Annotated in this window: 19 protein-coding genes and 1 tRNA gene; 7 read left to right on the top strand and 13 right to left on the bottom strand. The window is 62.7% G+C overall.

Annotated elements, in window-relative coordinates:
• Nucleotides 1-7: 7 nt before the first annotated feature.
• Nucleotides 8-83 (bottom strand) — tRNA-Val (locus BUC40_RS07415).
• 318 nt (nt 84-401) lie between these two features.
• Between BUC40_RS07415 and rdgC the strand changes: the two genes are divergently transcribed.
• The 3 genes from rdgC to sugE all read left to right on the top strand — a co-directional run bounded on the left by rdgC (nt 402) and on the right by sugE (nt 3,150).
• The gene (rdgC, locus tag BUC40_RS07410) at nt 402-1,322 is read left to right on the top strand and encodes a recombination-associated protein RdgC (protein ID WP_073264210.1); all 921 of its coding nucleotides are present in this window, start codon (nt 402-404) and stop codon (nt 1,320-1,322) included.
• A 328-nt stretch (nt 1,323-1,650) separates the two neighbouring features.
• Nucleotides 1,651-2,589, top strand: coding sequence for a bile acid:sodium symporter family protein (locus tag BUC40_RS07405; RefSeq protein ID WP_073264208.1), 939 nt, complete (start codon nt 1,651-1,653; stop codon nt 2,587-2,589).
• A gap of 243 nt (nt 2,590-2,832) precedes the next feature.
• Complete coding sequence (gene sugE, locus BUC40_RS07400; protein WP_073264206.1) at nt 2,833-3,150, top strand: quaternary ammonium compound efflux SMR transporter SugE; 318 nt, start codon at nt 2,833-2,835, stop codon at nt 3,148-3,150.
• Nucleotides 3,151-3,184: 34 nt separating this feature from the next.
• On the opposite strand, the gene BUC40_RS07395 is transcribed toward sugE, so the two are convergent.
• The 9 genes from BUC40_RS07395 to BUC40_RS07355 form a co-directional block, all read right to left on the bottom strand.
• On the bottom strand, nt 3,185-5,059 hold the full coding sequence (locus tag BUC40_RS07395) for an MFS transporter (RefSeq protein ID WP_073264204.1): 1,875 nt from the start codon (nt 5,057-5,059) through the stop codon (nt 3,185-3,187).
• A 96-nt stretch (nt 5,060-5,155) separates the two neighbouring features.
• Entirely contained in the window at nt 5,156-6,046 is an 891-nt protein-coding gene (locus tag BUC40_RS07390; protein ID WP_073264202.1) for a LysR family transcriptional regulator, read from the bottom strand.
• Between the two features lie 340 nt (nt 6,047-6,386).
• On the bottom strand, nt 6,387-6,851 hold the full coding sequence (locus tag BUC40_RS07385) for a nuclear transport factor 2 family protein (protein ID WP_073264200.1): 465 nt from the start codon (nt 6,849-6,851) through the stop codon (nt 6,387-6,389).
• A gap of 46 nt (nt 6,852-6,897) precedes the next feature.
• A complete protein-coding gene (locus BUC40_RS07380) occupies nt 6,898-8,964 on the bottom strand; it encodes a 2Fe-2S iron-sulfur cluster-binding protein (RefSeq protein WP_073264198.1) in 2,067 nt (688 codons plus the stop codon).
• 31 nt (nt 8,965-8,995) lie between these two features.
• Entirely contained in the window at nt 8,996-9,613 is a 618-nt protein-coding gene (locus BUC40_RS07375; RefSeq protein WP_073264196.1) for a glutathione S-transferase family protein, read from the bottom strand.
• A 134-nt stretch (nt 9,614-9,747) separates the two neighbouring features.
• A complete protein-coding gene (locus BUC40_RS07370; RefSeq protein WP_073264194.1) occupies nt 9,748-10,077 on the bottom strand; it encodes an AzlD domain-containing protein in 330 nt (109 codons plus the stop codon).
• Complete coding sequence (locus BUC40_RS07365; protein ID WP_073264192.1) at nt 10,077-10,787, bottom strand: AzlC family ABC transporter permease; 711 nt, start codon at nt 10,785-10,787, stop codon at nt 10,077-10,079. The genes BUC40_RS07370 and BUC40_RS07365 overlap by 1 nt, the downstream gene beginning before the upstream one ends.
• 231 nt (nt 10,788-11,018) lie before the next feature.
• Nucleotides 11,019-11,861: a helix-turn-helix transcriptional regulator gene (locus BUC40_RS07360; protein ID WP_073264190.1), complete on the bottom strand. Its 843-nt coding sequence runs from the start codon at nt 11,859-11,861 to the stop codon at nt 11,019-11,021.
• A gap of 3 nt (nt 11,862-11,864) precedes the next feature.
• Nucleotides 11,865-12,434 carry a GNAT family N-acetyltransferase gene (locus BUC40_RS07355; RefSeq protein ID WP_073264188.1) on the bottom strand — a complete coding sequence of 190 codons (570 nt, stop codon included), beginning with the start codon at nt 12,432-12,434 and terminating at the stop codon, nt 11,865-11,867.
• Nucleotides 12,435-12,662: 228 nt separating this feature from the next.
• Here BUC40_RS07355 and BUC40_RS07350 point away from each other — a divergent pair, with 228 nt between their 5' ends.
• A complete protein-coding gene (locus BUC40_RS07350; RefSeq protein WP_073264186.1) occupies nt 12,663-16,139 on the top strand; it encodes a hybrid sensor histidine kinase/response regulator in 3,477 nt (1,158 codons plus the stop codon).
• 496 nt (nt 16,140-16,635) lie between these two features.
• A complete protein-coding gene (locus BUC40_RS07345; protein WP_073264184.1) occupies nt 16,636-16,977 on the top strand; it encodes an FKBP-type peptidyl-prolyl cis-trans isomerase in 342 nt (113 codons plus the stop codon).
• A 19-nt stretch (nt 16,978-16,996) separates the two neighbouring features.
• Here the strand turns inward: BUC40_RS07345 and BUC40_RS07340 are convergent, their stop codons facing one another.
• The 3 genes from BUC40_RS07340 to BUC40_RS07330 all read right to left on the bottom strand — a co-directional run bounded on the left by BUC40_RS07340 (nt 16,997) and on the right by BUC40_RS07330 (nt 20,954).
• Complete coding sequence (locus BUC40_RS07340) at nt 16,997-18,721, bottom strand: glycosyl hydrolase family 28 protein (RefSeq protein ID WP_244160618.1); 1,725 nt, start codon at nt 18,719-18,721, stop codon at nt 16,997-16,999.
• 295 nt (nt 18,722-19,016) lie between these two features.
• A complete protein-coding gene (locus tag BUC40_RS07335; protein WP_073264180.1) occupies nt 19,017-20,504 on the bottom strand; it encodes a DNA recombination protein RmuC in 1,488 nt (495 codons plus the stop codon).
• Nucleotides 20,505-20,546: 42 nt separating this feature from the next.
• Complete coding sequence (locus tag BUC40_RS07330; protein WP_073264178.1) at nt 20,547-20,954, bottom strand: tetratricopeptide repeat protein; 408 nt, start codon at nt 20,952-20,954, stop codon at nt 20,547-20,549.
• Nucleotides 20,955-21,478: 524 nt separating this feature from the next.
• Here BUC40_RS07330 and BUC40_RS07320 point away from each other — a divergent pair.
• Entirely contained in the window at nt 21,479-24,079 is a 2,601-nt protein-coding gene (locus tag BUC40_RS07320) for an intermembrane phospholipid transport YdbH family protein (RefSeq protein ID WP_073264174.1), read from the top strand.
• A gap of 14 nt (nt 24,080-24,093) precedes the next feature.
• Nucleotides 24,094-24,285, top strand: coding sequence for a YnbE family lipoprotein (locus tag BUC40_RS07315; RefSeq protein WP_042553186.1), 192 nt, complete (start codon nt 24,094-24,096; stop codon nt 24,283-24,285).
• The last annotated feature ends 1 nt before the right edge of the window (nt 24,286 follow it).

Here is a 24,286-nt window from a genome sequence, read left to right as displayed (position 1 = left end):
CCTCGATTGGTGGGTGATGACGGGATCGAACCGCCGACCCTCTGCTTGTAAGGCAGATGCTCTCCCGGCTGAGCTAATCACCCTTCACTCTCGAAGTGGGGCGCATTCTAGAGAGCGACCTGCACCTTGGCAACCCCCTTTGTGAAAAAAATTTATTGGCGTTCCAAAGGCTTAGGAATCATCACGGTTTCAGCGCAGAAACAGGTCAGCCTCTCGATACAGGGTTGGCCTAATCCACTGCTGGAAGGAATAATGCGCGCTCGCACTGGTCTGATCGTCGCGCGGTGGGTTTCACCTTCTGCTGCCAGACTGCCTTCGCTCTGCAACGCTGCAGATGCCCTGCGTCCGAATTGATGAATTTGCGTGCCTCGCGCGCCCCGCTAACTGGAGACAACCCGCTCATGTGGTTTCGCAACCTGCTGGTCTACCGCCTCACCCAAGACGTCGACTTCGATACCGAAAAACTGCAAGCCGCACTGGCCGCCAAGCCAGCCCGCCCCTGCGCCAGCCAGGAACTGGCGACCTATGGCTTCGTCGCCCCCTTCGGCAAGGGTGAAGATGCTCCGCTGGTGCACGAGAGCCAGGGCTTCCTGCTGATCTCGGCACGCAAGGAAGAACGCATCCTGCCCGGCAGCGTCGTTAAGGACGCCGTGAAGGAAAAGGTCGACGAGATCGAAAGCGAGCAGATGCGCAAGGTCTACAAGAAGGAGCGCGAGCAGATCAAGGACGAGATCGTCCAGGCCTTCCTGCCCCGCGCCTTTATCCGCAAGTCGGCGACCTTCGCCGCCATCGCTCCGGCCCAGGGCCTGATCATCGTCAACGCCTCCAGCCCCAAGCGTGCCGAAGACCTGCTCTCCACCCTGCGTGAAGCCATCGGCTCGCTGCCGGTACGCCCGCTGACCGTGAAGATAGCCCCAAGCGCGACCATGACCGACTGGGTCAAGGCCCAGAAAGCGGCTGCCGATTTCCACGTGCTGGACGAATGCGAGCTGCGTGACACCCACGAAGACGGCGGCATCGTGCGCTGCAAGCGCCAGGATCTGACCGGCGAAGAAGTGCAACTGCACATGAGCTCGGGCAAGCAGGTCACCCAGCTGTCCCTGGGCTGGCAGGACAAATTGTCCTTCGTGCTCGACGACAAGCTGGTGGTCAAGCGCCTGAAGTTCGAGGATCTGCTGCAGGAGCAGGCCGAACAGGATGGCGGCGATGATGACCTGAGCCAGCAGGACGCCAGCTTCACCCTGATGATGCTGACCCTGATCGAGTTCCTGCCGGCACTGTTTGAAGCCCTGGGTGGCGAAGATACCCCGCAAGGGCTCTAAAGGCTGCTGCGCGTCGGCCCTGCGGCGTTAAAAATAGGCTGGATCGCCAGCCCGGTCGGCAAGCCGCTTGCGGCTAACGCACTTCAGTGCGGCCCGAAGGGCGAGCGGAGCGAGTAATGCTCATGTACTAAAATACACTCCGCTTTCTCGCCTATTTTTGTGGGGCAGCTAGGCCTTGCAGGGCTCTAGCTCGCGGGCCTTTCAATTGCAGCTGCTCTTACAACAGGCCCAATACCCGCCCCATCCGACAGCCACCGCTGTCTATCCAACAATAACTGACCGCCAGCGCTCCGCCCCGGAGCCTGCCACCGCTCTTTAGGGAAAACCCATGTCCGCCCTGATCGCCCTTAGCCGCTTCGTCGGCAACACCTTCGCCATCTGGGTTCTGCTGTTCGCCGTGCTGGCGTTCCTGATCCCCGGTGCATTCCTGCCACTCACGGCGTTCATCGTGCCGCTGCTCGGGCTGATCATGTTCGGCATGGGGCTGACGCTGAAGACCGAGGATTTTCGCGAGGTGGTGCGCCATCCGCTGCGCGTGCTGATCGGCGTGCTGGCCCAGTTCATCATCATGCCTTGCCTGGCATGGCTGCTCTGCAAGCTGTTTAGCTTGCCGCCGGAAGTGGCCGTGGGGGTGATTCTGGTGGGCTGCTGTCCGGGCGGTACCGCCTCGAACGTCATCACCTGGTTCGCCAAGGGCGACGTAGCGCTGTCGGTTGGCATCACCGCCGTCACCACGCTGCTGGCGCCCCTCGTCACCCCGGCGCTGATCTGGCTGCTGGCCTCGGAATGGCTGCCGGTATCGTTCTGGGCGATGTTCAGCTCGATTTTGCAGATGGTGCTGCTGCCGATCATCCTCGGTCTGGTCGCCCAGCGCCTCCTGGGTGAGCGAGTGAAACTGGCAGTGGACGTGCTGCCGCTGATCTCGGTGGTCTCCATCGTCGCCATCGTCGCCGCGGTGGTGGCGGCCAGCCAGGCCAAGATCGCCGAATCGGGCCTGCTGATCATGGCCGTGGTGATGCTGCACAACGGTCTCGGCCTGGCCATGGGCTACGCTGCCGGGCGTTTCTTCGGCATGCCGCTGGCGCAGCGCAAGACGCTGTCCATCGAGGTCGGCATGCAGAACTCCGGGCTGGGCGCCGCCCTGGCCAGCGCCCACTTCTCGCCACTGGCGGCGGTGCCGAGTGCGCTGTTCAGCGTCTGGCATAACCTCTCAGGGCCGCTGCTGGCGACCTTCCTGCGCCGCATGAAGGATGACAAACCGCAGTGACTTGCCGCTGGGTTTGATGGGCTGATGCCCATCAAACCCAGTAGATCTGCGGAGCCTGTGGGAATGGGCCATGCCCGTGACTTGCACCAGGCGCCCCATCCGATGATGGCCTGCCAACAGTCACTGCCAAGCTGACTTGCCCAAACGACCGCGTCATGCACAATAGCGGTGCACGCCGGGGACGACCCTGGATTTCAGTGTCTGACTGCCGGGGACGACCCCACCGCCATCCGTGAGGGTCATATGTCCTGGATCATTCTGTTTTTCGCCGGCCTGTTCGAGGTCGGCTGGGCCGTCGGGCTGAAATACACCGAAGGCTTCACCCGCCCTCTTCCCACCGTGCTTACCGTCGCGGCGATGGTCATCAGTCTGGGCCTACTCGGCTTGGCCATGAAGGAGTTGCCGTTGGGCACCGCCTACGCCATCTGGACAGGCGTGGGCGCAGTCGGCACGGTGATCGCCGGGATCATCCTGTTTGGCGAGTCCATGGCATTGATCCGCTTGGCAAGCGTGGCGCTGATTATCTGCGGCCTGATCGGCTTGAAGATGAGCCACGGCTGAAACGAAAAGCCCGCCGATTGGTGGGCTTGTTCATTCAGCGATTATCGCCACGCAGCGCCCGCACTTCGGCCTGCAGCACCTGCCGCGTAGCCGCCTCTGCCTCGATGGGCGCGCCCGCCACCAGATCGATCCGCGACCAGAAACGGCGGAACAAGCCCTTCTGCGGGTCGCGGCTGAAAAAGCTGCCCCACAAGCCGCCCAGCGCCATGGGAATCACCGGTACCGGATTGTCCTGCAGGATGCGCTCGACGCCGGCCTTGAACTCGTCGATCTCGCCATCGGCGGTCAGCTTGCCCTCGGGGAAGATGCACACCAGCTCGCCGTCACGCAGGTACTCGCCGATACGCTTGAACGCCGCATCGAACACCAGCAGGTCTTCGCTGCGCCCGGCAATCGGCACCGTGCCAGCAGTGCGGAAGATGAAGTTGAGCACCGGCAGGTTGTAGATCTTGTAGTACATGACGAAGCGCACCGGCCGCCGTACCGCGCCACCGATCAACAGCGCATCGACGAACGACACGTGGTTGCACACCAGCACTGCCGGCCCCTCTTCCGGAATCGAGTCGAGCCCCTTGTGTGTCACCCGGTACATCGAGTGGCCAAGCAGCCAGATAAGAAAGCGCATGGTGAATTCGGGAACGATCTTGAAGATGTAGCTGTTCACCGCCACGTTCATCAGCGAAATGACCAGGAACAGCTGCGGGATCGACAGTCCGGCGACGCTGAGAAAGAGGATCGACACCAGCGCCGACACCACCATGAACAGCGCGTTGAGGATGTTATTGGCGGCGATCACCCTCGCCCGCTCGTTCTCGGCGGTGCGCGACTGGATCAGCGCATACAAGGGCACGATGTAGAAACCGCCAAACACGCCGATGCAGAGAATCGAACCGAGCACCCACCAGGCGTGGCCAAAGCCCAGCAGCGCCAGCCAGTCATAGGGCTGCGCTGCTTCGGGAATACCACCCGACGCCCACCACAGCAGAATGCCGAACACTGACAGGCCGATGGAACCGAACGGCACCAGACCGATCTCCACCTTGCGCCCGCTCATGCGCTCGCAAAGCATCGAACCCAAGGCGATGCCTACCGAGAACACGGTGAGAATCAGCGTCACCACACTTTCGTCGCCGTGCAGCCACTCCTTCGAGTAGGCCGGAATCTGCGTCAGGTACACCGCGCCGAGAAACCAGAACCACGAGTTGCCGACCAACGAGCGCGACACCGCCTTGGGTTGCGTCAGGCCCATGCGCAGGGTCAGCCAGGTCTGCCGGAAGATATTCCAGTCCAGCGCCAGCTCGGGCAGCGCGGCATCAGCCCGCGGAATGCCGCGCGCCGACAGGTAGCCGAGCACCGCCACCAGCACCACCGACGCGGCGACGATCACGCTGTAGTGGGCGCTGGTGAGCATCAGGCCAGCGCCGATGGTGCCCGCCAGAATCGCCAGAAAAGTACCCATTTCCACCAGCGCGTTGCCGCCGACCAGCTCTTCGGGCTTGAGCGCCTGCGGCAGGATCGAGTACTTCACCGGGCCGAACAGCGCCGACTGCAGGCCCATGGCGAACAACACACCGAGCATCAGCGTCAGGCTGCCTAGCATTACGCCGAGCGCACCGACGCCCATGATGAAAATCTCGAAGAACTTGAGCCGGCGGATCAACAGGTCCTTGGCGAACTTTTCACCGAACTGGCCGCCCAGCGAGGAGAACAGGAAGAACGGCAGGATGAACAGCATGGCCGCCACGTTGACCATCAGATCGCGGTCCGTGTCGAGGCTGAGCTTGAAGAGAATGGCCAGAATCAACGACTGCTTGAAGATGTTGTCGTTGAATGCACCGAGCAACTGGGTGATGAAGAACGGCAGGAAGCGCCGGCTTTTCAGCAGAGCGAATTGCGATTGCTGACTCATCGAGACCTTTCCTTAATGCGGATTCGATGAGCATTGGACTGCAACGGCTCGAGCAAAGCCACAGCCTCGCGATTTTTTGTCGACCGCGGCGCCTTTTCAGTTGAACAGCGGATTACCGCGCAGCCGCGCCACGGCCAGATCGACGAAGGCACGCACCTTGGCCGGCGCCTGGCGGCCTTCGGGGTACAACACGTGAATCGGCAGCGGCGGCTCCTCGAAGGCCTCGAGCACGACCTGCAGCGCGCCCTCCTGCAGGGAAGGGCCGGCCTGATAGCTCAGCACCCGGGTCAGCCCCCAGCCGGCGCGCGCCGTGGCGATCGCCGATTCGTTGGTGTTGGACTGCAGCACCGGATCGACCAGCACCCGCTGTCCCTCGGCAAAGCGCCATTCCGGCGAGGCCCAGGCACTTTGCGAGACGACGATGCGGTGATGTTTGAGATCGGCGGGCGTAGTCGGGACGCCATATTTTTCCAAGTAAGACGGCGCTGCGCAGATTACCCGGCGCACCGAACCGACCTGAATGGCGGTGAAGCCCGAGTCCGCCAGGTGACCGATACGGATCGCCACGTCGATGCCCTCGTCGACGATGTTCACCGGGCGGTCGACGAAAAAGGTGCGCGCATACATGCCCGGGTAGGCATCCAAGTAATCGAGCACCAGCGGCAACACATGCAGGTGACCGAACATCGACGCGGCGGTAATGGCGAGGGTGCCGGATGGCTCGGCGTAATGACCAGCGGCGGCCAGCTCCGCCTCGGCGATATCGCCGAGAATCCGCCGACAGTCCTGCAGATAGCGGCTGCCCGCATCGGTGGTTTTCACCGAGCGCGTGGTGCGTACCAGCAACCGCGCGCCGATCAGGTCCTCGAGGCCGGCAACGATGCGCGTCACCGCCGGCGCACTCATGTGCATCTGCCGCGCCGTGCTGGCGAAGCTCCCCGTCTCCGCGACCTTCACAAATACCCGCATCGCCTGCCAACGATCCATTTGCCCACTCCTATACTCAAGCGCTGGCTGCGCTAGTGGCGCAGCCAAGTGAGTATGCCGTATCTGGTAGCGCCGAGTGGGGGCACAACTGCATACGCAGAGCGCGTTCAGGATCACTCAAGGCTGCTTCTGGAAAGCAAAACCAGTGGCAGGAACGTGGCGGTAGCGGCCTTTTGTAGGGTGGACGACGCTTCACCCGTCCACCGCTTTGCGATCGCAATGGTGGATGAAAAGAGCGTCATCCACCCTACGTAGCGAACGGCTGCTTCTGCCTTGAAGCAATCCCTGCCTGCTACCGGCGCCGAGCTTCATACGCTTACAAAAGCGCGTGAACAGGCTTTCAGAAGCCGAAACTGCTAAGCCCCGGATGATCATCCGGCCGGCGCCCAAGCGGCCAATGAAACTTGCGCTCGGCCTCGCTGATCGGCTGTTCATTGATGCTGGCGTGACGGGCGCGCATCAGGCCGTCTTCGGCGAATTCCCAGTTCTCGTTGCCATAGGCGCGGAACCATTGGCCGCTGTCGTCGTGGTATTCGTAGGCGTAGCGCACGGCGATGCGGTTGCCGGTGAAGGCCCATAGCTCCTTGATCAGCCGGTAGTCGAGTTCGCGGTTCCATTTGCGGGTCAGGAACGCTTCGGCGTCGGCGCGGTTGCTGACGAACTCGACGCGGTTGCGCCAGCGGGTATCGACGGTATAAGCCAGCGCCACCTTGGCTGCGTCGCGGCTGTTCCAGCCGTCTTCGGCGAGGCGCACTTTTTCGATGGCGGATTGTTCATTGAACGGCGGCAGCGGTGGACGGGACATGGCAGAACTCCTCATTTACATTAAGAACACAGGGTGTGGGTGGTTGTCAGAGCGCCAGTTCGAGGCGCTGATAATCGGTGTTTTGCGGCTGCGCCGGTACGGCGCAGCAGATCAGTACTTCGTCGTCGCCATGCTGGGCACTGGGTTCTTTCAGGTAACTCACCGCGCCTTTCAGCAGGCGGGTCTTGCAGGTGCCGCAGGAGCCTTCGCGGCAGTTGAACTCAGGCTCCAGGCCGCGGGCTTCGGCCAATTCCAGCAAGGTGCCGGAGCCTGGCGTCCAGCGCGCTTCCTTCAGCGACTCGGTAAACAGCACCGCTACCGCCTCGGTTGCCGGCGCAACCGTTACGGTGGCAGCTGCCGGCTGATCGGGGCGACGCACCAGGGAAGCCGGCCCGAAACCCTCGGCATAAATGCGCCCATCGGCGATGTTGTAACCGCGCAGCCCGTCATACAGCCCCCGGGTGAAAACCGGCGGCCCGCACAGGTAGAAGGCGTAATCGTCGAAGGCCAGGTAGCGGGTCAACAGCGCCATATCGATACGCCCTGCCGTGTCGTAATCGACGCCCGGCTCAGCGCCCCTGGTGTCGCTGAGCACTCGCACCAGTCTCACTGAGCCTTGGGCCGCGGCGACCAGATCCGCCAGCTCACCATCAAACGCGCGCTCGGCTTTCGAACGCGCGGCGTAGAACAGGGTGACCGGCCGGATCCGCTGCTGGCGCCAGCCTTCGTAAACCACATGGCGCAGCATCGCCAGCATCGGTGTGATGCCGATACCACCGGCCAGCAGCACCAGCGGGCGCTGCTCCTGCGTATCGAGAGTGAAGGCACCGGCCGGCGCGCGGGCTTCGATCAGATCGCCCTCACGCAACCCATCATGGATGAATTGCGACACCCGCCCTTCACGCTTCACGCTGATCCGGTAAAGGCCATCGGACGGCGCGACGGACAGGGTGTAGGTACGAATCAGCGGTTTTTCATCCGTACCAAGCTGCAGCCGAATCGGCAGGTGCTGGCCGGCCAGATGCGGCAATAGCCCGGCGCCGTCGACGGGTTCGAGGTGCAGCGAGCGGATCGACTGGCTTTCCTCAACGATGCGCGCGACTTTCATCGGCCGCCATTGCGTGGCGTACCGGGCCGCGCGCAACCGGTCAGCTGCCTGCTGCCAATTGCCGGTGAGCAGCGAGCTGTCCGCCCAACCGTCCTCGCGTAGCGCCCAGCGCAGGGCTATGGCGCCCGGGCGGCGCACGATACGCCGGGCCCGGAACGTCCACAGCCGCTCGGCGCCCTGGAATGAACCGATCTCCGGTGAGTCGAAAACCACTTCGGCATCACCGCTCAGCTGCAGCACATCGCCCGTGGCGAAATCCACGAACAGCAGGCCTGCCTTGCCGTTGAGCACGATATTGCCGAGAGTGGAAAAGAACAGGTTGCCATTGAAATCCGGGATGGTCAGGGTGCTATCTGCCTCGCCCCGCACGAAGCCGCTATTACCGCCGCGGTGCGAGACATCGACCTGGCGCCGACCTTCGACATCGGCATAAGTCGCGACAAAGAAGGTATCCGCGTTTTCGATCAACCCACGCGAAGCGGCATCCAGCGCCGGCAGTTGCTCGACCTCAGCAGCGAATGGCGTCGCCGGATCACGGGCGAAGCTGAAATCGCGCTGCTGGATATAACGCGGGCAGTTGCCGAAGCTTTGCTCGACCGCTATCCGCAGGCCCTGCCCGCCTGCCGCCACCACGCCATTCATGCGGTTACGGCGGCGGGTGTGCAGCTCGATGCCCAGCAGCCCCAGCGCCGTGCCCTCGGTCATGCCCTGCCCAACCGGATCACCGGCCTGCGGCCGCGCCGCGATCTCCAGCACGGTAGGCGTTGGCGAGGTCATGAAACCAGCCTGACCTTCGAGCATGCCGGCCCAGGCATCGCCTTGATCATTCACGCTGCCGAGCACGATAAATGGCAACTGGGCGTAGAAATCGCGGTGCTGGTCGGGCATGAAGTCGCGCACCACGCGCTGGCCGACCGCCGCCATCCGCTCGGCGACACCGAGCTTCTCCTGAATGAAGGTTTCGCCCGGATGCCAGGTGGCGGACGTATTCGCAAGGTCGGTCATGGCTGTTCTCCAGATGGCGGCGGGTGGAGGCTCAGGCGTTGGCAGTCAGCCCGACAGGCGTTTCGGGAATCGCGACGAAGCCGGGCAGCGCCTCGATGCGTGCCAGAAAGGCGCGGACCTGTCCGTAGGCCGACAGGTCAACATTGCCTTCCGGCGCCCGGGCCAGGTAGCTGTAAAGCGCCACGTCGGCGATGGTCGGGTGGTCAGCGGCCAGCCACTGGCGACCGCTCAGGTGGCGCTCCAGGCGCGCGAGCAGCACGTGGGCGCGGGAGATCACTTCCTCGGCGTTGAAGTCGGCACCGAACACCGTGATCAATCGTGCCGCACAGGGCCCGTAAGCCAACTCGCCAGCGGCCACGGACAACCAGCGCTGTACCGCCGCCGCGCCCGCCGGGTCTTCCGGCAGCCAGTCGGTACGGCCGGTTTTCTTGGCCAGGTAAACGAGGATGGCGTTGGAGTCGGCCACCACCACGCCGTCATCCTCCAGCACCGGCACCTGGCCGAACGGGTTGAGCGCCAGAAATTCAGGCTGTTTGTGGGCGCCGGCAGCCAGGTCGACCTCGACCAGCTCAGGCTTGAGGCCCAGCAGCGAGGCGAACAGCACGGCGCGATGGGCGTGGCCGGACAGGGGGACGTGGTGGATTTTCATGGGTCGGCTCCTGGTTGACGGTGGGCCGGGAGAGTTCCCGATCCGTGCAACCAGCTTGCGACCAAGCGGCGTTTTGATGAATACGTGTTGTTGGCACTACTTTATTGCGATAACTGGAACAATCCGGCTTCGCATCAGATCGGCAACTGGCCCAGCGCCCAGCGCAGCCCGAAGAAGATCAGCAGCCCGCCGCCGATGGTCGCCAGCAGGTGGCGCGTCACCACGGCGATGGCGATGGTCGCCAGGCCGGCCATAAGGTAGGCGTTATCCCAGTTCAGCGCCCAGTTGCGCCCGTCCGGCAGCAGCATGGCCGGCACCACGATGGCAGTGAGCACTGCGGTCGGCACGTAATGCAGCGCCTGGCGCACCGCCTGGGGAAAGCGCAGGTCGGGGAAGGCGAACAGGCTGTAGCGGGTGGCGAAGGTGATCGCCAGCATGCCGAAGATCAGGACCCAGTTTTCCATCAGCAGAGCTCCTCCTGCAGCGGCCGTTGATAACGTTCCAGCGCCACGCCGACGACGATGCCGGCAAAAGCAGCGGCCATCAGCCCGAGTTTGTAGGGCAGGTCGTGGAAGACCAGCGCGGTGACGGCCGCGACCAGCGCCGCAGCGACCTGCGGACGGTTGCGCAACATGGGTACGACGATGCCAACGAAGGTAGCGATCATCGCGAAATCCAGCCCCCAGGCCGCCAGGTTCGGCACCGCCTGGCCGAACAGCAGGCCGATCAGCGTGCAACCAACCCAGTTTCCGTACATGGCCAGGCCGGCGCCGAGAAAGTACCAGTGCTTGTCTGGCGAGTCGTCGTTTCGCGCGTAGCGCTGCTGCACCACGGCGAAGGCCTCATCGGTCAGCCAGAATGCCAACGGCATGCGCCAGCGCTTGGGCAGGTGGCGCACGAAGGGCTGCAGGGTGGCGCAGTACAGCGCATGGCGCAGGTTGACCACCAGGGTGGTCAGCCACAGCACCGCCAGGGTGGCGCCACCGGTCAGCAGGCTGACGGCGATGAACTGCGCCGAACCAGCGAATACCAGCACCGACATGCCGATGGTCTGCCAGGCATCGAGCCCGGCGGCACCGGCCAGGCTGCCATAGATGATCCCGAACGGCATGGCGCCGAGCAGCATCGGCAGCATGTCGTGCAGGCCCTGGAAGAACTCTTGGTTTCGGGACATCGGCTTATCGCTTGGCTGAAAGATCGCCTGTGGGCGATCAGGAGCGAGTGAGGCTAGCCCGCCCTGCCCCTGCTGTCTTGAACAATCTTGCGCAGCTCACGCGATACTCGGGATTCTGTGCTGTACCTGTGGGAGCGGGCCGCGCTCGCGACTTTTCGCGGGTATGGCCCGCTTCCACAGGTAGTACGCAGGTCTCTTGTTGCCGTTACTCAGCCCTGGGTATCGCTTCGCTCAGCCAAAGGCTACTGGGCTGCGATGGCACGCATTGCGGTACTCGCCCGGGGCCACGCCGTAAGCCTGCTTGAACTGCCGCGTCAGGTGGCTCTGGTCGGCGAAGCCCAGTTGCAGGGCAACGTTTAACGGCGCGCAGCCATCACGCAGCAGCGCCCGCGCCTGTTCCAGGCGGCGCTGTTGTAGCCAGGCATGGGGTGGCAGACCAGTGGCGCGGCGAAATACCCGAGCGAAATGAAACGGCGAGAGGTTCACTGCAGCCGCCAACTCTTCCAGCGACGGCGGCTCACCGAGGCGCGAAGCCAGCAACTCTTTAGCTTGGGTGACGGCACGCGGCTCCTGGCCGGGCACCGGCGCCAGGCTGACGCCCGCGTGGCGCTGAAACAGCATCAGCAGCGTCTCGCGCCAGGCGGTCTGCTGTTGCAACACGCTGGCATCACTGTCGAGCAGACGATGCAGTTGGCCGAACGCCTGGTGCAGTTGCACATCCTGCAGCACGCTGGCCGCGAAAGACGGCAAGCCGCGCTGTGCCAACCCGAGTTCGTCGAGCACGCCGCTGACCTGCACCGGCGCCGGATAAAAAGCCCGATAGAACCAGCCCTGCTCGTGAGCGGCCGAACCGGTATGCACTTCATCGGGGTTGATCAGAACCATGCTGCCGACCGGCGCCAGGTGGTCGGCGCCGCGATGGCGAAAGCGTTGGGCACCGCCCTCGATCACGGTGAACACGAAGCCTTCATGCACATGCGGGGTAAAGCGCTGTTTGATATAGCGCGCCTGCAGCAGCTCCACGCCGGCCAGCGCGGGGCTTTCCCAGAAGCGGATGCGCTCGCCGGAGGGCATGGTTCACACGCCGAAGCGCGACTCCAGCCCAGCCTTGACCACCGGCCACTCCTGGTCGGTGATGCTGTACAGCACCGTGTCGTCGAGGCGGCCGTCGGCCAGGCGGCGATGGTTGCGCAGCAGCCCTTCGCGGATGGCGCCGAGCTTCTCGATAGCGCGCTGCGAACGCAGATTGCTGGCCGCAGTTTTCAGTTGCACACGCACCATCTGCCAGTTCTCGAAAGCATGGCGCAGCATCAGGTACTTGATCATGCTGTTGAGACCCGTGCCGTGTTGGGCCGCGTCCAGCCAGGTCCAGCCGATTTCCACGGCAGGCAGGGTCGGCATGAAATCGGCAAAACGGGTGGTGCCTACTACCTGATCACCCAAGCGAATCACGAACGGCAAGGCACGCTCGTCGCGCTGCTCCTGCAGCGCCAGGCGATACCAGTCCAGACGTTGCGTGCCGCTCATGTAGAGCAGCTCCTCACGGTTGGCTTCGGCCAGGGTGACCAGCGCCGGAATATCCCCATCGAGCAACGGCTCGATGCGCAAGGCACCGCGTTGCAGGGTGATCAATTGCGGCTTGAACATCGTTTCTTCTCCATCTACAACGCAGCCAGGCCGCTCAGTTTCTCATCGAACAACCGGCCTGTCTGCCAAAAAACCGTTGAGCACAGAGTGCCGCAAAGGCCAAGCCACGCCCCTGCGACCTTGGTAGCGCCTGACGCTACGCCGCTTTGCTGCGACACTACGCAGGTGAGCGCAAGTCCGCTATCCCATACGCTCGCCTTATTGCCCTCATGTTTTCGTGGAGTCTGCATGTCGCTGTCCAGTTGGCTTATTGCTGCAGTCGCCCTGCTCTACATGGCCGTGCTGTTCGCCATCGCCTTCTACGGCGACCGCCGCCGCAAACCGCTGCCGCCTAAGATCCGCGCCTGGGTCTACAGCCTCTCGCTAGCGGTGTACTGCACCAGTTGGACGTTCTTCGGCGCCGTCGGCCAGGCCGCCGAGCAGTTGTGGTCATTTCTGCCAATCTACCTGGGGCCGATGCTGCTCCTGCTCTTCGCCCCTTGGGTGATCGAGAAGATGGTTCTGATCAGCAAGCAGGAAAACATCACCTCGATTGCCGACTTCATCGCCGCGCGCTACGGCAAGTCGCAGTCCCTGGCCATCGTCGTGGCACTGATCTGCCTGGTCGGCGTGCTGCCCTACATCGCCCTGCAGCTCAAAGGCATTGTGCTAGGCGTGAACCTGCTGATCGGTTCGGAAACCGACCCAGACGGCACCCGCGCCCAGGACACCGCGCTGATCGTATCGGTGATTCTGGCGCTGTTCACCATCGTGTTCGGCACCCGCAACTTGGACGTTACCGAACACCACCGCGGCATGGTGCTGGCTATCGCCTTCGAGTCGCTGGTCAAGCTGCTGGCCTTTATCGCCGTCGGCGCTTTCGTCACCTTTGGCCTATACAACGGCTTCGGCGACCTGTTCAGCCAGGCGCAGCGCAGCACCGAACTGGAGACTTACTGGGCCGAGGCGGTGAACTGGCCGGCGATGCTGGTGCAAACCGGCATGGCAATGATCGCCATCGTCTGCCTGCCGCGGCAGTTCCACGTCACCGTGGTGGAAAATACCGAACCGCGCGACCTGCGCCTGGCGCGCTGGGTGTTCCCGCTGTACCTGCTGCTGGCGGCGCTGTTCGTGATTCCCATCGCCCTGGCCGGGCAGATGCTACTGCCAACCGGGGTGAGCCCGGACTCCTTCGTCATCAGCCTGCCGCTTGCCGAAGCGCACCCAGCCTTGGCGCTGCTGGCATTTATCGGCGGCGCCTCGGCGGCCACCGGCATGGTGATCGTCGCCTCCGTGGCGCTGTCGACGATGATTTCCAACGACATGCTGCTGCCCTGGCTGCTGCACCGCAAAAGCACCGAGCGGCCGTTCGAGGCGTTCCGCCACTGGATGCTCACGGCGCGGCGGGTGAGCATCGTGCTGATCCTGCTGCTGGCCTACGTGTGCTACCGGCTGCTCGGCACCAACGCCAGCCTGGCGACCATCGGGCAAATCTCCTTCGCCGCCATCGGCCAGTTGGCACCAGCGATGTTCGGCGCGCTGGTCTGGAAGCAGGCCAATCGCCGCGGCGTGTTTGCCGGGCTGATCACCGGCGCGGCGCTGTGGATCTACACCCTGGTGCTGCCGGTGCTGGCCCGTGGCCTTGGCTGGCCGCTGGACATTTTCCCAGGCCTGCGCACTTTGCTGTACGCGCCAATAGGCTTCGAAGTGGACGCGCTGACCCGTGGAGTGGTGCTGTCGCTGGCCGGCAACCTGACGCTGTTCGCCTGGGTGTCGTTCTTCTCGCGCACCCGGGTCTCCGAACACTGGCAGGCCGGGCGCTTCGTCAACCACGACTTCGGCCACAAGCAGGGTGGGCGCAGCGCCCTGGCCGTACAGGTCAACGATCTATTGATGCTGGCCGGCCGCTTCGTCGGTGAGGAACGCGCGCAGGACAGTTTCAGCCTCTTCGCCGCACGCCAGGGCAAGCCGTTCAATTCCGCGCAACCGGCAAGCAGCGAATGGATCGCCCACACCGAACGCCTGTTGGCGGGCGTGCTCGGCGCCTCATCGACCCGTGCGGTGGTCAAAGCGGCCATCGAAGGCCGCGACATGCAGGTCGAAGACGTGGTGCGCATCGTCGACGAGGCCAGCGAAGTGCTGCAGTTCAACCGCGCGCTGCTGCAGGGCGCAATCGAAAACATCAGCCAGGGCATCAGCGTGGTCGACCAGTCCCTGCGTCTGGTTGCCTGGAACCAGCGTTATCTGGAAATCTTCGAGTATCCCGAGGGACTGATCTGCGTCGGCCGGCCGATTGCCGAGATCATTCGCTTCAATGCCGAGCGCGGCATGCTTGGCAGCGCCGACGTCGAGGAAAGCGTCGCCAAACGCCTGTACTGGATGCGCCAGGGCACCGCCCACAGTTACGAACGGGTATTCCCCAACGGTCGGGTCATCGAGCTGATCGGCAACCCCATGCCCGGCGGCGGCTTCGTCATGAGTTTTACCGACATCACCGAATTCCGCGAAGCCGAACGTGCGCTCAAGGCCGCCAACGAAGGCCTCGAGCAGCGCGTCGCCGAACGTACCCATGAGCTGTCGCAACTGAACAAGGCACTGACCGCCGCCACTGGCGTGGCCGAAGCGGCCAACGCCTCGAAAACCCGTTTTCTCGCGGCTGTCAGCCATGACCTGATGCAACCGCTCAACGCCGCCCGGCTGTTCTCCGCCGCCCTCTCCCACCAGGAAGAAGCCCTGCCGCGAGAAGCCCAAGAACTGGTGCGCCACCTCGACAGCTCGCTGCGCTCGGCCGAGGACCTGATCAGCGATTTGCTGGATATCTCGCGCTTGGAAAACGGCCGTATCACCCCAGACCGTAACGCCTTCGCGCTGAACAGCCTGTTCGACACCCTGGGCGCCGAATTCAAAGTCCTGGCTGCCGAGCATGGCGTGGATTTTCATATGCGAGGTAGCAAGCTGCGTGTAGACAGCGACATCAAGCTGCTACGCCGCGTGCTGCAGAACTTCCTCACCAACGCCTTCCGTTATGCCAAGGGTCGGGTGCTGCTTGGCGTGCGCCGCCAGGGCGGGCACCTGCGCCTGGAAGTCTGGGATCGTGGCCCAGGCATTCCCGAAGACAAACGCCAGACCATCTTCGAAGAATTCAAGCGCCTGGACAGCCACCAGACCCGCGCCGAAAAAGGCCTGGGCCTGGGCCTGGCCATCGCCGACGGGCTGTGCCGGGTGCTCGATCACAGCCTGGAAGTGCGCTCCTGGCCAGGCAAAGGCAGCGTGTTCAGCGTTACCGTGCCCATCGCCCGCAGCCAGGCACCGGCAGTCCAACGGGCGCGCCCCGAGGGCAACGGTCAACTGCTGACTGGCACTCAGGTGCTGTGCATCGACAACGAGGAAAGCATCCTCACCGGCATGCACAGCCTGCTGTCGCGCTGGGGCTGCCAGGTGTGGTCGGCGCGCACCCGTGCCGAGTGCGAGCAACTGCTCGACGAGGACGTGCGTCCACACCTGGCGCTGGTCGACTATCACCTGGACGAAGGCGATACCGGCACCGAGCTGATGGCCTGGCTGCGCACCCGCCTGGGCGAGCCGGTACCCGGTGTGGTGATCAGCGCCGACGGCCGCCCCGAACTGATCGCCCAGGTGCATGCGGCCGGCCTGGATTTTCTGCCCAAACCGGTGAAACCGGCGGCGCTGCGGGCGTTGATCAGCCGGCATTTGCCGCGGCAATAAGGCAAAAGCAAACATCCAGCGACCTCGTGGGAGGGGCTTTAGCCCCGAGCTTTTTATCAACGCGAAAGCTCGCGGCTAAAGATGTAGTTGTAGGGTGGGTCGGGCCGCGTAGGTGAAGCCCATCGAGCCATTGATGGGTTTCACCCATCCTATATGGCTGAGATGCCCGCCTTGTGGGAGCGCGCCATGCGCGCGAGAAATCGCGAGCATCGACTAGGCGTCCCCGCCCGCTCCCAAAAGGGCTCGCAGGGCGTAGGATGGGTGCAACCCATCAATAACCGATGGGTTTCACCCATCCTACAAGGCTGCCGCAGCAGTAAAGCGACGAGCTACCTGTGGGAAAGGCCGTGGACGCCTGGTTCATGCCCGTGACTTTTTCGCGGGCATGGCCCGCTCCCACAAAGGTGTGAGCAATGAATGCCTCGTTTCGCCGCTGTTGCCAAGCCCCGCATTTCCTGCGAAAAACGCGCCCCTCTGCACTCTCGGAAACATGGCAATGAGCGACGAACTACGTATCGAAGATATCCACCAGGGCGACGGCAAGGCAGCAGTCAAAGGCGCACTGATCACCACGCAATATCGTGGCTGGCTGGAAGATGGCACCGAGTTCGACTCGTCCTATGCGCGCGGCAAGCCATTCCAGTGCGTGATTGGCACCGGGCGCGTGATCAAGGGCTGGGATCAAGGCCTTATCGGGATGCAGGTCGGCGGCAAGCGGCGCCTGTTCGTGCCCGCTCACCTGGCCTATGGCGAGCGTTCGATGGGCGCGCATATCACGCCCAACTCGAACCTGACTTTCGAAATCGAGCTGCTGGAAGTGCTGACGCGGGACGACTGAGCCGCCCCGCGCCTGGCACTCATTGTTTAGGCTGCGGCTCGACGCGGTCGAAGCTGAGCGCTTCGCTGCCTTTGATGTTCCAGGGATAGCCTTCAGTACCGACGAAGCTGACATCGGTGAAGCTTGAGTCCCGCAGGCCATCGATCTGCGCCCCTGCCTTGCCCTTGAAGCGCACCTGCTCGAAGGCGACGTTCTCGTGGAAGGCGTCGTGAGCGCTGTCGCCCTTGACCTGAATCGCCGCACCGGCGGCATCTTCCACCGTCACGTTGGCCACGCGGATGTCACGGAACTGCCCTGGCACGGTCGAGCGCTTGTAGTCGAGGATGGCGTTCGGGTCGTGGTAGTCGAGGGTCATGATCACGCCCTGCTTGACCGTATTACGGATCGCCGAATCGCGGAAGGTGACGTTGCGCGCGCCGCCGCCCATGAAGTTGGTGCTCTTCATGCGCAGGCCTGTGTCGGTGCCATCGGACACGTTGTCCTCGGCGAGGATGTTCTGGATCCAGCCGCCAGTATGGCTACCGGCGACCACCATGCCGTGGCCACGACGGAAGTAGTTGTTGAAGATCCAGGCATCTTCCTGGGGCGGCTGCTTGGTGGCATCGGCGCCAGTGCCGGATGCGAAGTTGACGCAGTCGTCGCCGGTGTCGAAGAAGTTGTTGAAGACCATGGCGCCCTTGCTGTTGGCGAACTCGATGCCGTCGCCATTGTTGGCGTCGTAGGTCATGTGCACGGTACCCGCCATCACCAGGTTCTCGGTCTCCAGGTTCATGATCCCGTGGTAGGCCGGGTTGAGCACGGTGAAGCCGCCGTAGAACACGTTCTTGACGTTGCGCAGGGTCATCAGTGACGAGCGCATCTGCCCGTAGGCGTCCTTGACGATGATGCCGCGCGCCACCGCCTTCTCGACCTGATCCTTGGCGAGAATGCCGTCTTCCATGTAGCGGGTGTTATCACTGGCGCGATAGAACGGCAGCGGGTTGCCAAGCTCGTCCTGGCTGTCGTCGTTGCGCTTCCAGCCGTTGCCGTCGATGGTGCCCTTGCCGACGATGCGGATGTTCTCGAACGCCTGATGCCGGCGCGGATCGCGCGGCAGCGCGTTGATCAACGACGCCGGGCGCACCATGGTCGAATACGGGTATTGGATATAGCCCTGCAGCGGGTAATCTTCGCTGCGCTCCGAACCGAGCAACGTCGCGCCCTCGGCGATCTCCAGGGTCATGTTGCTTTTCAGGTACAGTGCGCCGGTCTTGAATACGCCCGCCGGAATCAACACCTTGCAGTTCAGCGAGCAGGCATCGATGGTCTTCTGGATAGCGGCGGTGTTGAGCGTCTTGCCGTCACCTTTGGCGCCCCTCTCCTCGACGTTGAACACCTCGGGAGTAGCGGTGGTGCGCTGCACCAGCACTGGGCTGTCGCCTGACTCGCGACCTTCTGCATCCACCGAGCGCACGGTAAAGCGGTATTCGGTCTCGGGCTTCAGGCCATCGACGGTGAAGTTGTGGATGGAAATGCGGTGATGGAAGTTTTCCGTATCGGCCTTGTAGAACTGATCGATGTACGGTTTGGCTGGCGAATGCTGGTCATTGTTGGCGTTGGCGCCGCCCAGTTTCTTGCCATCCATGTAGACGTGATAATCGACGATACCAGCGGTGTTCTCCGGTTTTTCCCATACCAGGATGATCTGGCTGTCATCGTAGGCCAGAGTCGGCACCTGAACCTTGCTAGGTGCGTCCAGCGCCATGGCAGAGGCACTGAACAAAAACGCTAGCGGTATGACAACATACTTTTTCTGGATTGATTCGGCATACAAATTTACTGCGATTGAGCTCTCTGTGAGCGGCATATTCTTATCCTTTTTATGGCCAATATTTTGAATATACTGATATTTATTCAATCTCAGGGAGATTGAAAATAGCCAGCCAAGCAAGTTCGTCACACCCTCTAGAAGTACGACAACAGACAAGATAGACAAAATATAAGCGTCGTCCAGCCTGGAGCATGAAATTGCCCAGGCTGCGATCAACGATAAGAGGGGTTCAATCGCCTTCAGGGTCTTCCAGCTGCAGGCCGGCAGCTCGTTCGAGCAACTCAGGAGGCAGGCTCTTGCTGGCCCGGGCGCCGAGCAACTTGAGGTTCTCGGCGCGGCTGATCAGGTTGCCGCGGCCTTCGACCAGCTTGTTGCGCGCACCGGAATAAGCCTTGTCGAGCTGCTGCAGGCGCATGCCGACTTCGTCGAGATCCTGGATGAAGGCGACGAACTTATCGTACAGCGCACCCGCCCTTTCGGCGATTTCCCGGGCGTTCTGGCTTTGTCGCTCTTGGCGCCAGAGGCTGTCGATCACCCGCAGCGTGGCCAGCAGCGTAGTCGGGCTGACGATCACAATGTGCTGGTCGAAGGCCTCCTGAAACAGCCCCGGATCAGCCTGCAAAGCGGCAGCGAATGCCGCCTCGATAGGCACGAAAAGCAGCACGAAATCCAGGCTGTGCAGCCCATCAAGGTGCTGGTAATCCTTGAGCGATAAGCCCTTAAGGTGGCTGCGCAGCGACAACACGTGCTGTTTGAGAGCGAGCTGGCGCGTCGCTTCATCGGTAGCGGCCACACATTGCTGGTAGGCGGTGAGGCTGACCTTGGCATCGACCACCACCTGCTTCTCGCCCGGTAGCTGGATCAGCACGTCCGGCTGGAAGCGCTCGCCATCGGCGCTCTTCAGGCTGACCTGGGTGTGGTACTCGCGGCCCTTTTGCAGGCCTGCATGTTCGAGCACGCGCTCAAGCACCAGCTCGCCCCAGTTGCCCTGAGTCTTCTGGCCCTTGAGCGCCTGGGTGAGGTTCATCGCCTCTTCACTCAGGCGCTGATTGAGGCCCTGCAGGCGCTCCAGTTCCTTGCCCAGGGAAAAGCGCTCGCGGGCTTCCTGCTGGTAACTTTCCTCGACGCGCTTTTCGAACGACTGGATGCGCTCCTTGAGTGGATCGAGCAATTGGCCGAGGCGCTGCTGGCTGGTTTCCGAGAAACGCTGCTCGCGCTCGTCGAAGATCTTGCCAGCCAGCTCGGCGAACTGCGCGCGCAAGGCGTCGCGGGCGCCCTGCAGGTCTTCGAGGCGTTGCTGATGGTTTTCCTGTTGCTCATGCAGCTCGGCAGCCAGGCCAGCGCGCTCGCTGTCCAGGCGCCGCAGCTCGGTTTCCTGGCGCTCGCGCAAGGCCTGCACGCTACTGAACTGTTCACGCGCGAGCTGCAAATCGTTCTGCAGCAGATGAGTTTCGCGGCGCAAGGCGGCCAGCTCGGCCTGCTGGTCAGCCTTGATCTCGAGGATCTCGGCGAGCTCCTCACGGCAATTGTCCAGTTGCGCACTCAAACCCGCCTGGGCCATTTGCGCAGCATTCATACGCTCCTGAGCCAGCCCCAACTGCAGGCGCATCTCCTCAGCCTGCCGGGCCAGGGCCGCCATGCGCAGCCATAAAGGAACGGCGGCGACCAGCGCGCCAACCATGAAAGCCGGCAGCAGCGTTACGAAATCAAAGGGCATAAAAGCATCCAGGTAAGTCTGCCGGGCAGTATAACCGCGCGACTACAGCCGCCCCAGCAAGTCCCGCGCTTCGTCGTGCCCGTGCAGCGCCGCTAGCTCCAACCAGTGCCTGGCCTGCTCTGGTTCAAGGGTGCGCGGCTGACAGTACAGGCGCCCCAACTCCAGTTGCGCCAAACCGTCGCCTGCGCGCGCCGCCTGACGCAGCAGTTCGAAGCCGATGCGGCGGTCACGGGTATTGCCGCAGTCACGGCAGAGGAGTTGGCCGAGGCGGCTCTGCGCCTGAATCACGCCCTGGCGCGCGGGCTGCTTGAGCAGACGGCCAGCGATGCGCTTGACACTCGGCGCATGACCGATGCGTGGGCTGTCGAGTAGCCAGGAAGCGACACGAACAGGAACCTGGGCACGGACGGGAAGCGTATTAAGTTCGGTGTGGAGTAAAACGCGGGGCATAAGGCTAAAACGGGGGTTTTGAACAGGCGCGCCACTCTACTCTTTTTTATTCACAGGTAAAGCCCAGGCCGCCCTAGAGCGGCCCCTCACGACAATCCACAGAAGCTGTGGATAACTTTGTGGGTATGATGGGCGAAATACCTTCTAACGCTGATGATATGGGGCTCCAAGTCAAACTGATCATTTTTTCGCCACATATAAAAAGTCTATATTTTTCATAAACTTATAATTACCCCTACGATACTGGAGGCGTTTTGGCAAGTGGCAATCTGCTGCTTGACAAGCTGCATCGCGATTGTGCACAAGTTCGCAGAAGAGGCCTCTGAGGTGCCCTTTTGCAGGGCGCAAATAGGCTTGACATTGAGGTACGCCACGACGGCCGTGGCATGTAGCTCATGCACCAATTGCGCTCATGTCATCTGCGCGACATGAAATTGTGCAACGCGGTCCAGGCAAGCTCGGTTTGGCATGCCCATCTGGTTCGGGTTACCGTCGCCCATTCATCCGTTTATGGACCAACGCCCATGCTCAGCCGCCGCATCTGGCTGCGACTGTCTGTCACATTTGCCCTGCTCCTGGCATTTTCAGCTGCCGTTTATCTGGGTGGCCGCTATCTGTTGCAGCGAGGCGGTGTCGAAGACCTGAATTGGAGCGGCCTTTCACTATCGGCTGATGGCCTGCACATCGACAGCCTGAACATGCGCCAGCGCAGCGCCGCCGGCACCTTGAGCCTGCAAAGCCACAGCATTGGGCTGGCCTGGCGCGATTTCGGTTTCAGCCTGCCGTTCTGGCAGCATCTGGAAATCGACCGTCTGTCACTCGACTGGCAGCCGGCAGCCGAAAGCGCCACGCCGAGTACTGCGGCAACCGACCTCGATCTCCAGCAACTCTCCGCCCCGCTAGCTGTGCTGCCACTTAGCCTGCAGGTCGCTCAACTGGACGCCACCCTGCCCTGCGCCCGCCGGCGCTGCACTGCCACCGGAGACCTGAGCCTGCTGCGCGGCGACGATGATCACCTGAGACTGCAACTGAACCTCGATTATCAGGCGCAGATCGTGAGCGGCCTGCTCGAACTGCAACCAGCAGGCGATGCCTTCGACCTGACGCTGAGCCTGGCAGTCGATCAGCAACCGCAAATAACCCTTCACAGCAAGCTTCAACAAGTTGGCGATGGCATGACGTGGAGCGGCAAGCTCGACGCCATGAGGCTTACCCAGGCGGCCACTCTGCAGAACTGGCTGAGCGCCTGGACCGTGCCAGATGACGCGCAATGGCCTGATGCACCAGGCGAGGTCAGCCTCAGCGGCACATGGCAACTGAACCTGCCGCGCCGTGAGCTGGATGTGGACAACCTGCTGGCCTCCAGCGGCCAGTTCGACCTGCAGGGCAACCTGCCACAGCCGTGGCCTTTCCCCAACCTTGGGCAGTTGCAGGGTCAGTTGGCCATGGCGGCGCACAACGAGGGGCAGCAATGGATCGCCAGTCGCCTCGAAGCCGATCTGCAACTCACCGAGCCAAGCGGCGACTGGTTACAGTCGCTGCCACCGGAGCTGCGTGGCGAATCCCTGCATATCGAAGTACAGCCTGACGCTGCACTCGACAACCTGCGTGCCGATTTGGCCGACCGCAGCCTGCCGCTGAAAGTGACCGCCGCATTACGTGGCGCCACCCACCTCGATCTGCAGGGCCGCCTGGCGGTGGCAAGCGCCGCGCCCTGGGCCGTGCAGTTCGCCGACACACGCCTCAACACCAGCACGGCCAAGGTGAACCAAGCGGGCTGGCAAGCCGGCGAGCTGACCACAAATCTCAACCTTGCTGGCTACGCCGACGGCAACGCAGTTGAGCTGAACCTTGGCCAAGGCTCCGCAATTCAGACCGCCACCTTGAAAGGCGCTGAGTTGGCCGCGCAAAGGCTGCAGGTTGCTCTCGGCGGCACCGCGCTTAATCTGACGCTGCAGGATGACGCCCTGCAAGGTTGGCAATTCAAAGGCCCATTGAACCTGAGCACCACACGCCTGGAACAAGCCAATCTCAAACCTCAAGGCTGGCACTTACAAGGCCAGGTGACGGCAGCGGATCTGGCCGGCACCCTGCGCGGCAAGGTCACTAACGACAGCGAGCTGCAACTCGACCTCGACGCCAGCCTCGACACCAAACAGACCCTGCAACTCAAGGCAACCCTCGGCGAGCTGTTTCTACGCTCCGGCAATCCACTGGCCAAAACCCTGGTGCAATGGCCAGAGCTGCTCGACTTGAACAGCGGCCGCGTGAACGCCACCGCAAACCTGACACTGGCTGCCGGCAGCAACGCGCCAAGTGTTGACCTGAACCTGACCGGCAAAGGCCTGGGCGGTATTTACGACCGCTCCGAACTCAGCGGCCTGGACACTCGCCTGCAATTCAAACTGGCGCGCCAACGCTTCGACCTGGCCATTCAAGAGCTGAAAATACAGCAGGCCAACCCCGGCCTGCCCATTGGCCCAATCGAGGCACGCGGTCGCTACAGCGCATCACTGGCAAGTGTCGACAAAGGGCAGTTGGAGGTGAACCTTGCACGCACCGCGCTGATGGGCGGGCAAGTCACCCTCACGCCGGGGCAATGGGATCTGGCCGCAGGCAATCAACTGTTCCCCATCCAGGTTCGCGGCTTGGAACTCCAGCAGCTGTTCGCCCTCTACCCCGCTGAAGGTCTGGCGGGCAGTGGCACGCTGGACGGTGACTTACCGGTGCGCCTCGGCCAGAAAGGTATCGAGGTCGAGAACGGCCAGATCGCTGCCCGCCAGCCCGGTGGTCACTTGCAATTCAGCTCGGAGAAGATCAAGGCCCTGGGCCGCAGCAACCCGGCGATGCAGCTGGTGACGCAGTCCCTGGAGGACTTCCGCTTCACCACCCTGAGCAGCTCGGTCGACTATGATCAGCACGGCAAACTGCGCCTGGCCATGCGCCTTGAGGGTCAGAACCCGGCTATCGAGAACGGTCGACCGATACACTTCAACATCAACCTGGAGGAGGACATCCCCAACCTGCTCGCCAGCCTGCAGCTGACCGACCGGGTAAATGAGATCATCACGCGGCGCGTGCAGCAGCGAATACTGCAGCGCAATACCGCCCCCAAGGAGCCTTGACGAGGAGAAGCGCCATGCGCTTGCGTAGTTGCATCACCGCCCTGCTGCTGGGGCTACTGAGCGTAGCCTGTACGCCAACGGTACAACTGGCGATGCCCAACGAGCCGATCAACATCAACCTGAATGTGAAGATCGAGCACGAGATCTATATCAAGGTGGATAAGGCGCTGGACAGCATGTTCAGTGAATCCAGCGGACTGTTCTAAG

It is taken from the genome of Phytopseudomonas punonensis (assembly GCF_900142655.1).
Taxonomy (GTDB): Bacteria; Pseudomonadota; Gammaproteobacteria; order Pseudomonadales; family Pseudomonadaceae; genus Aquipseudomonas; species Aquipseudomonas punonensis.
Note: the sequence above shows the minus strand (reverse complement) of the source record. Positions and strands in the feature narration are given on the sequence as shown.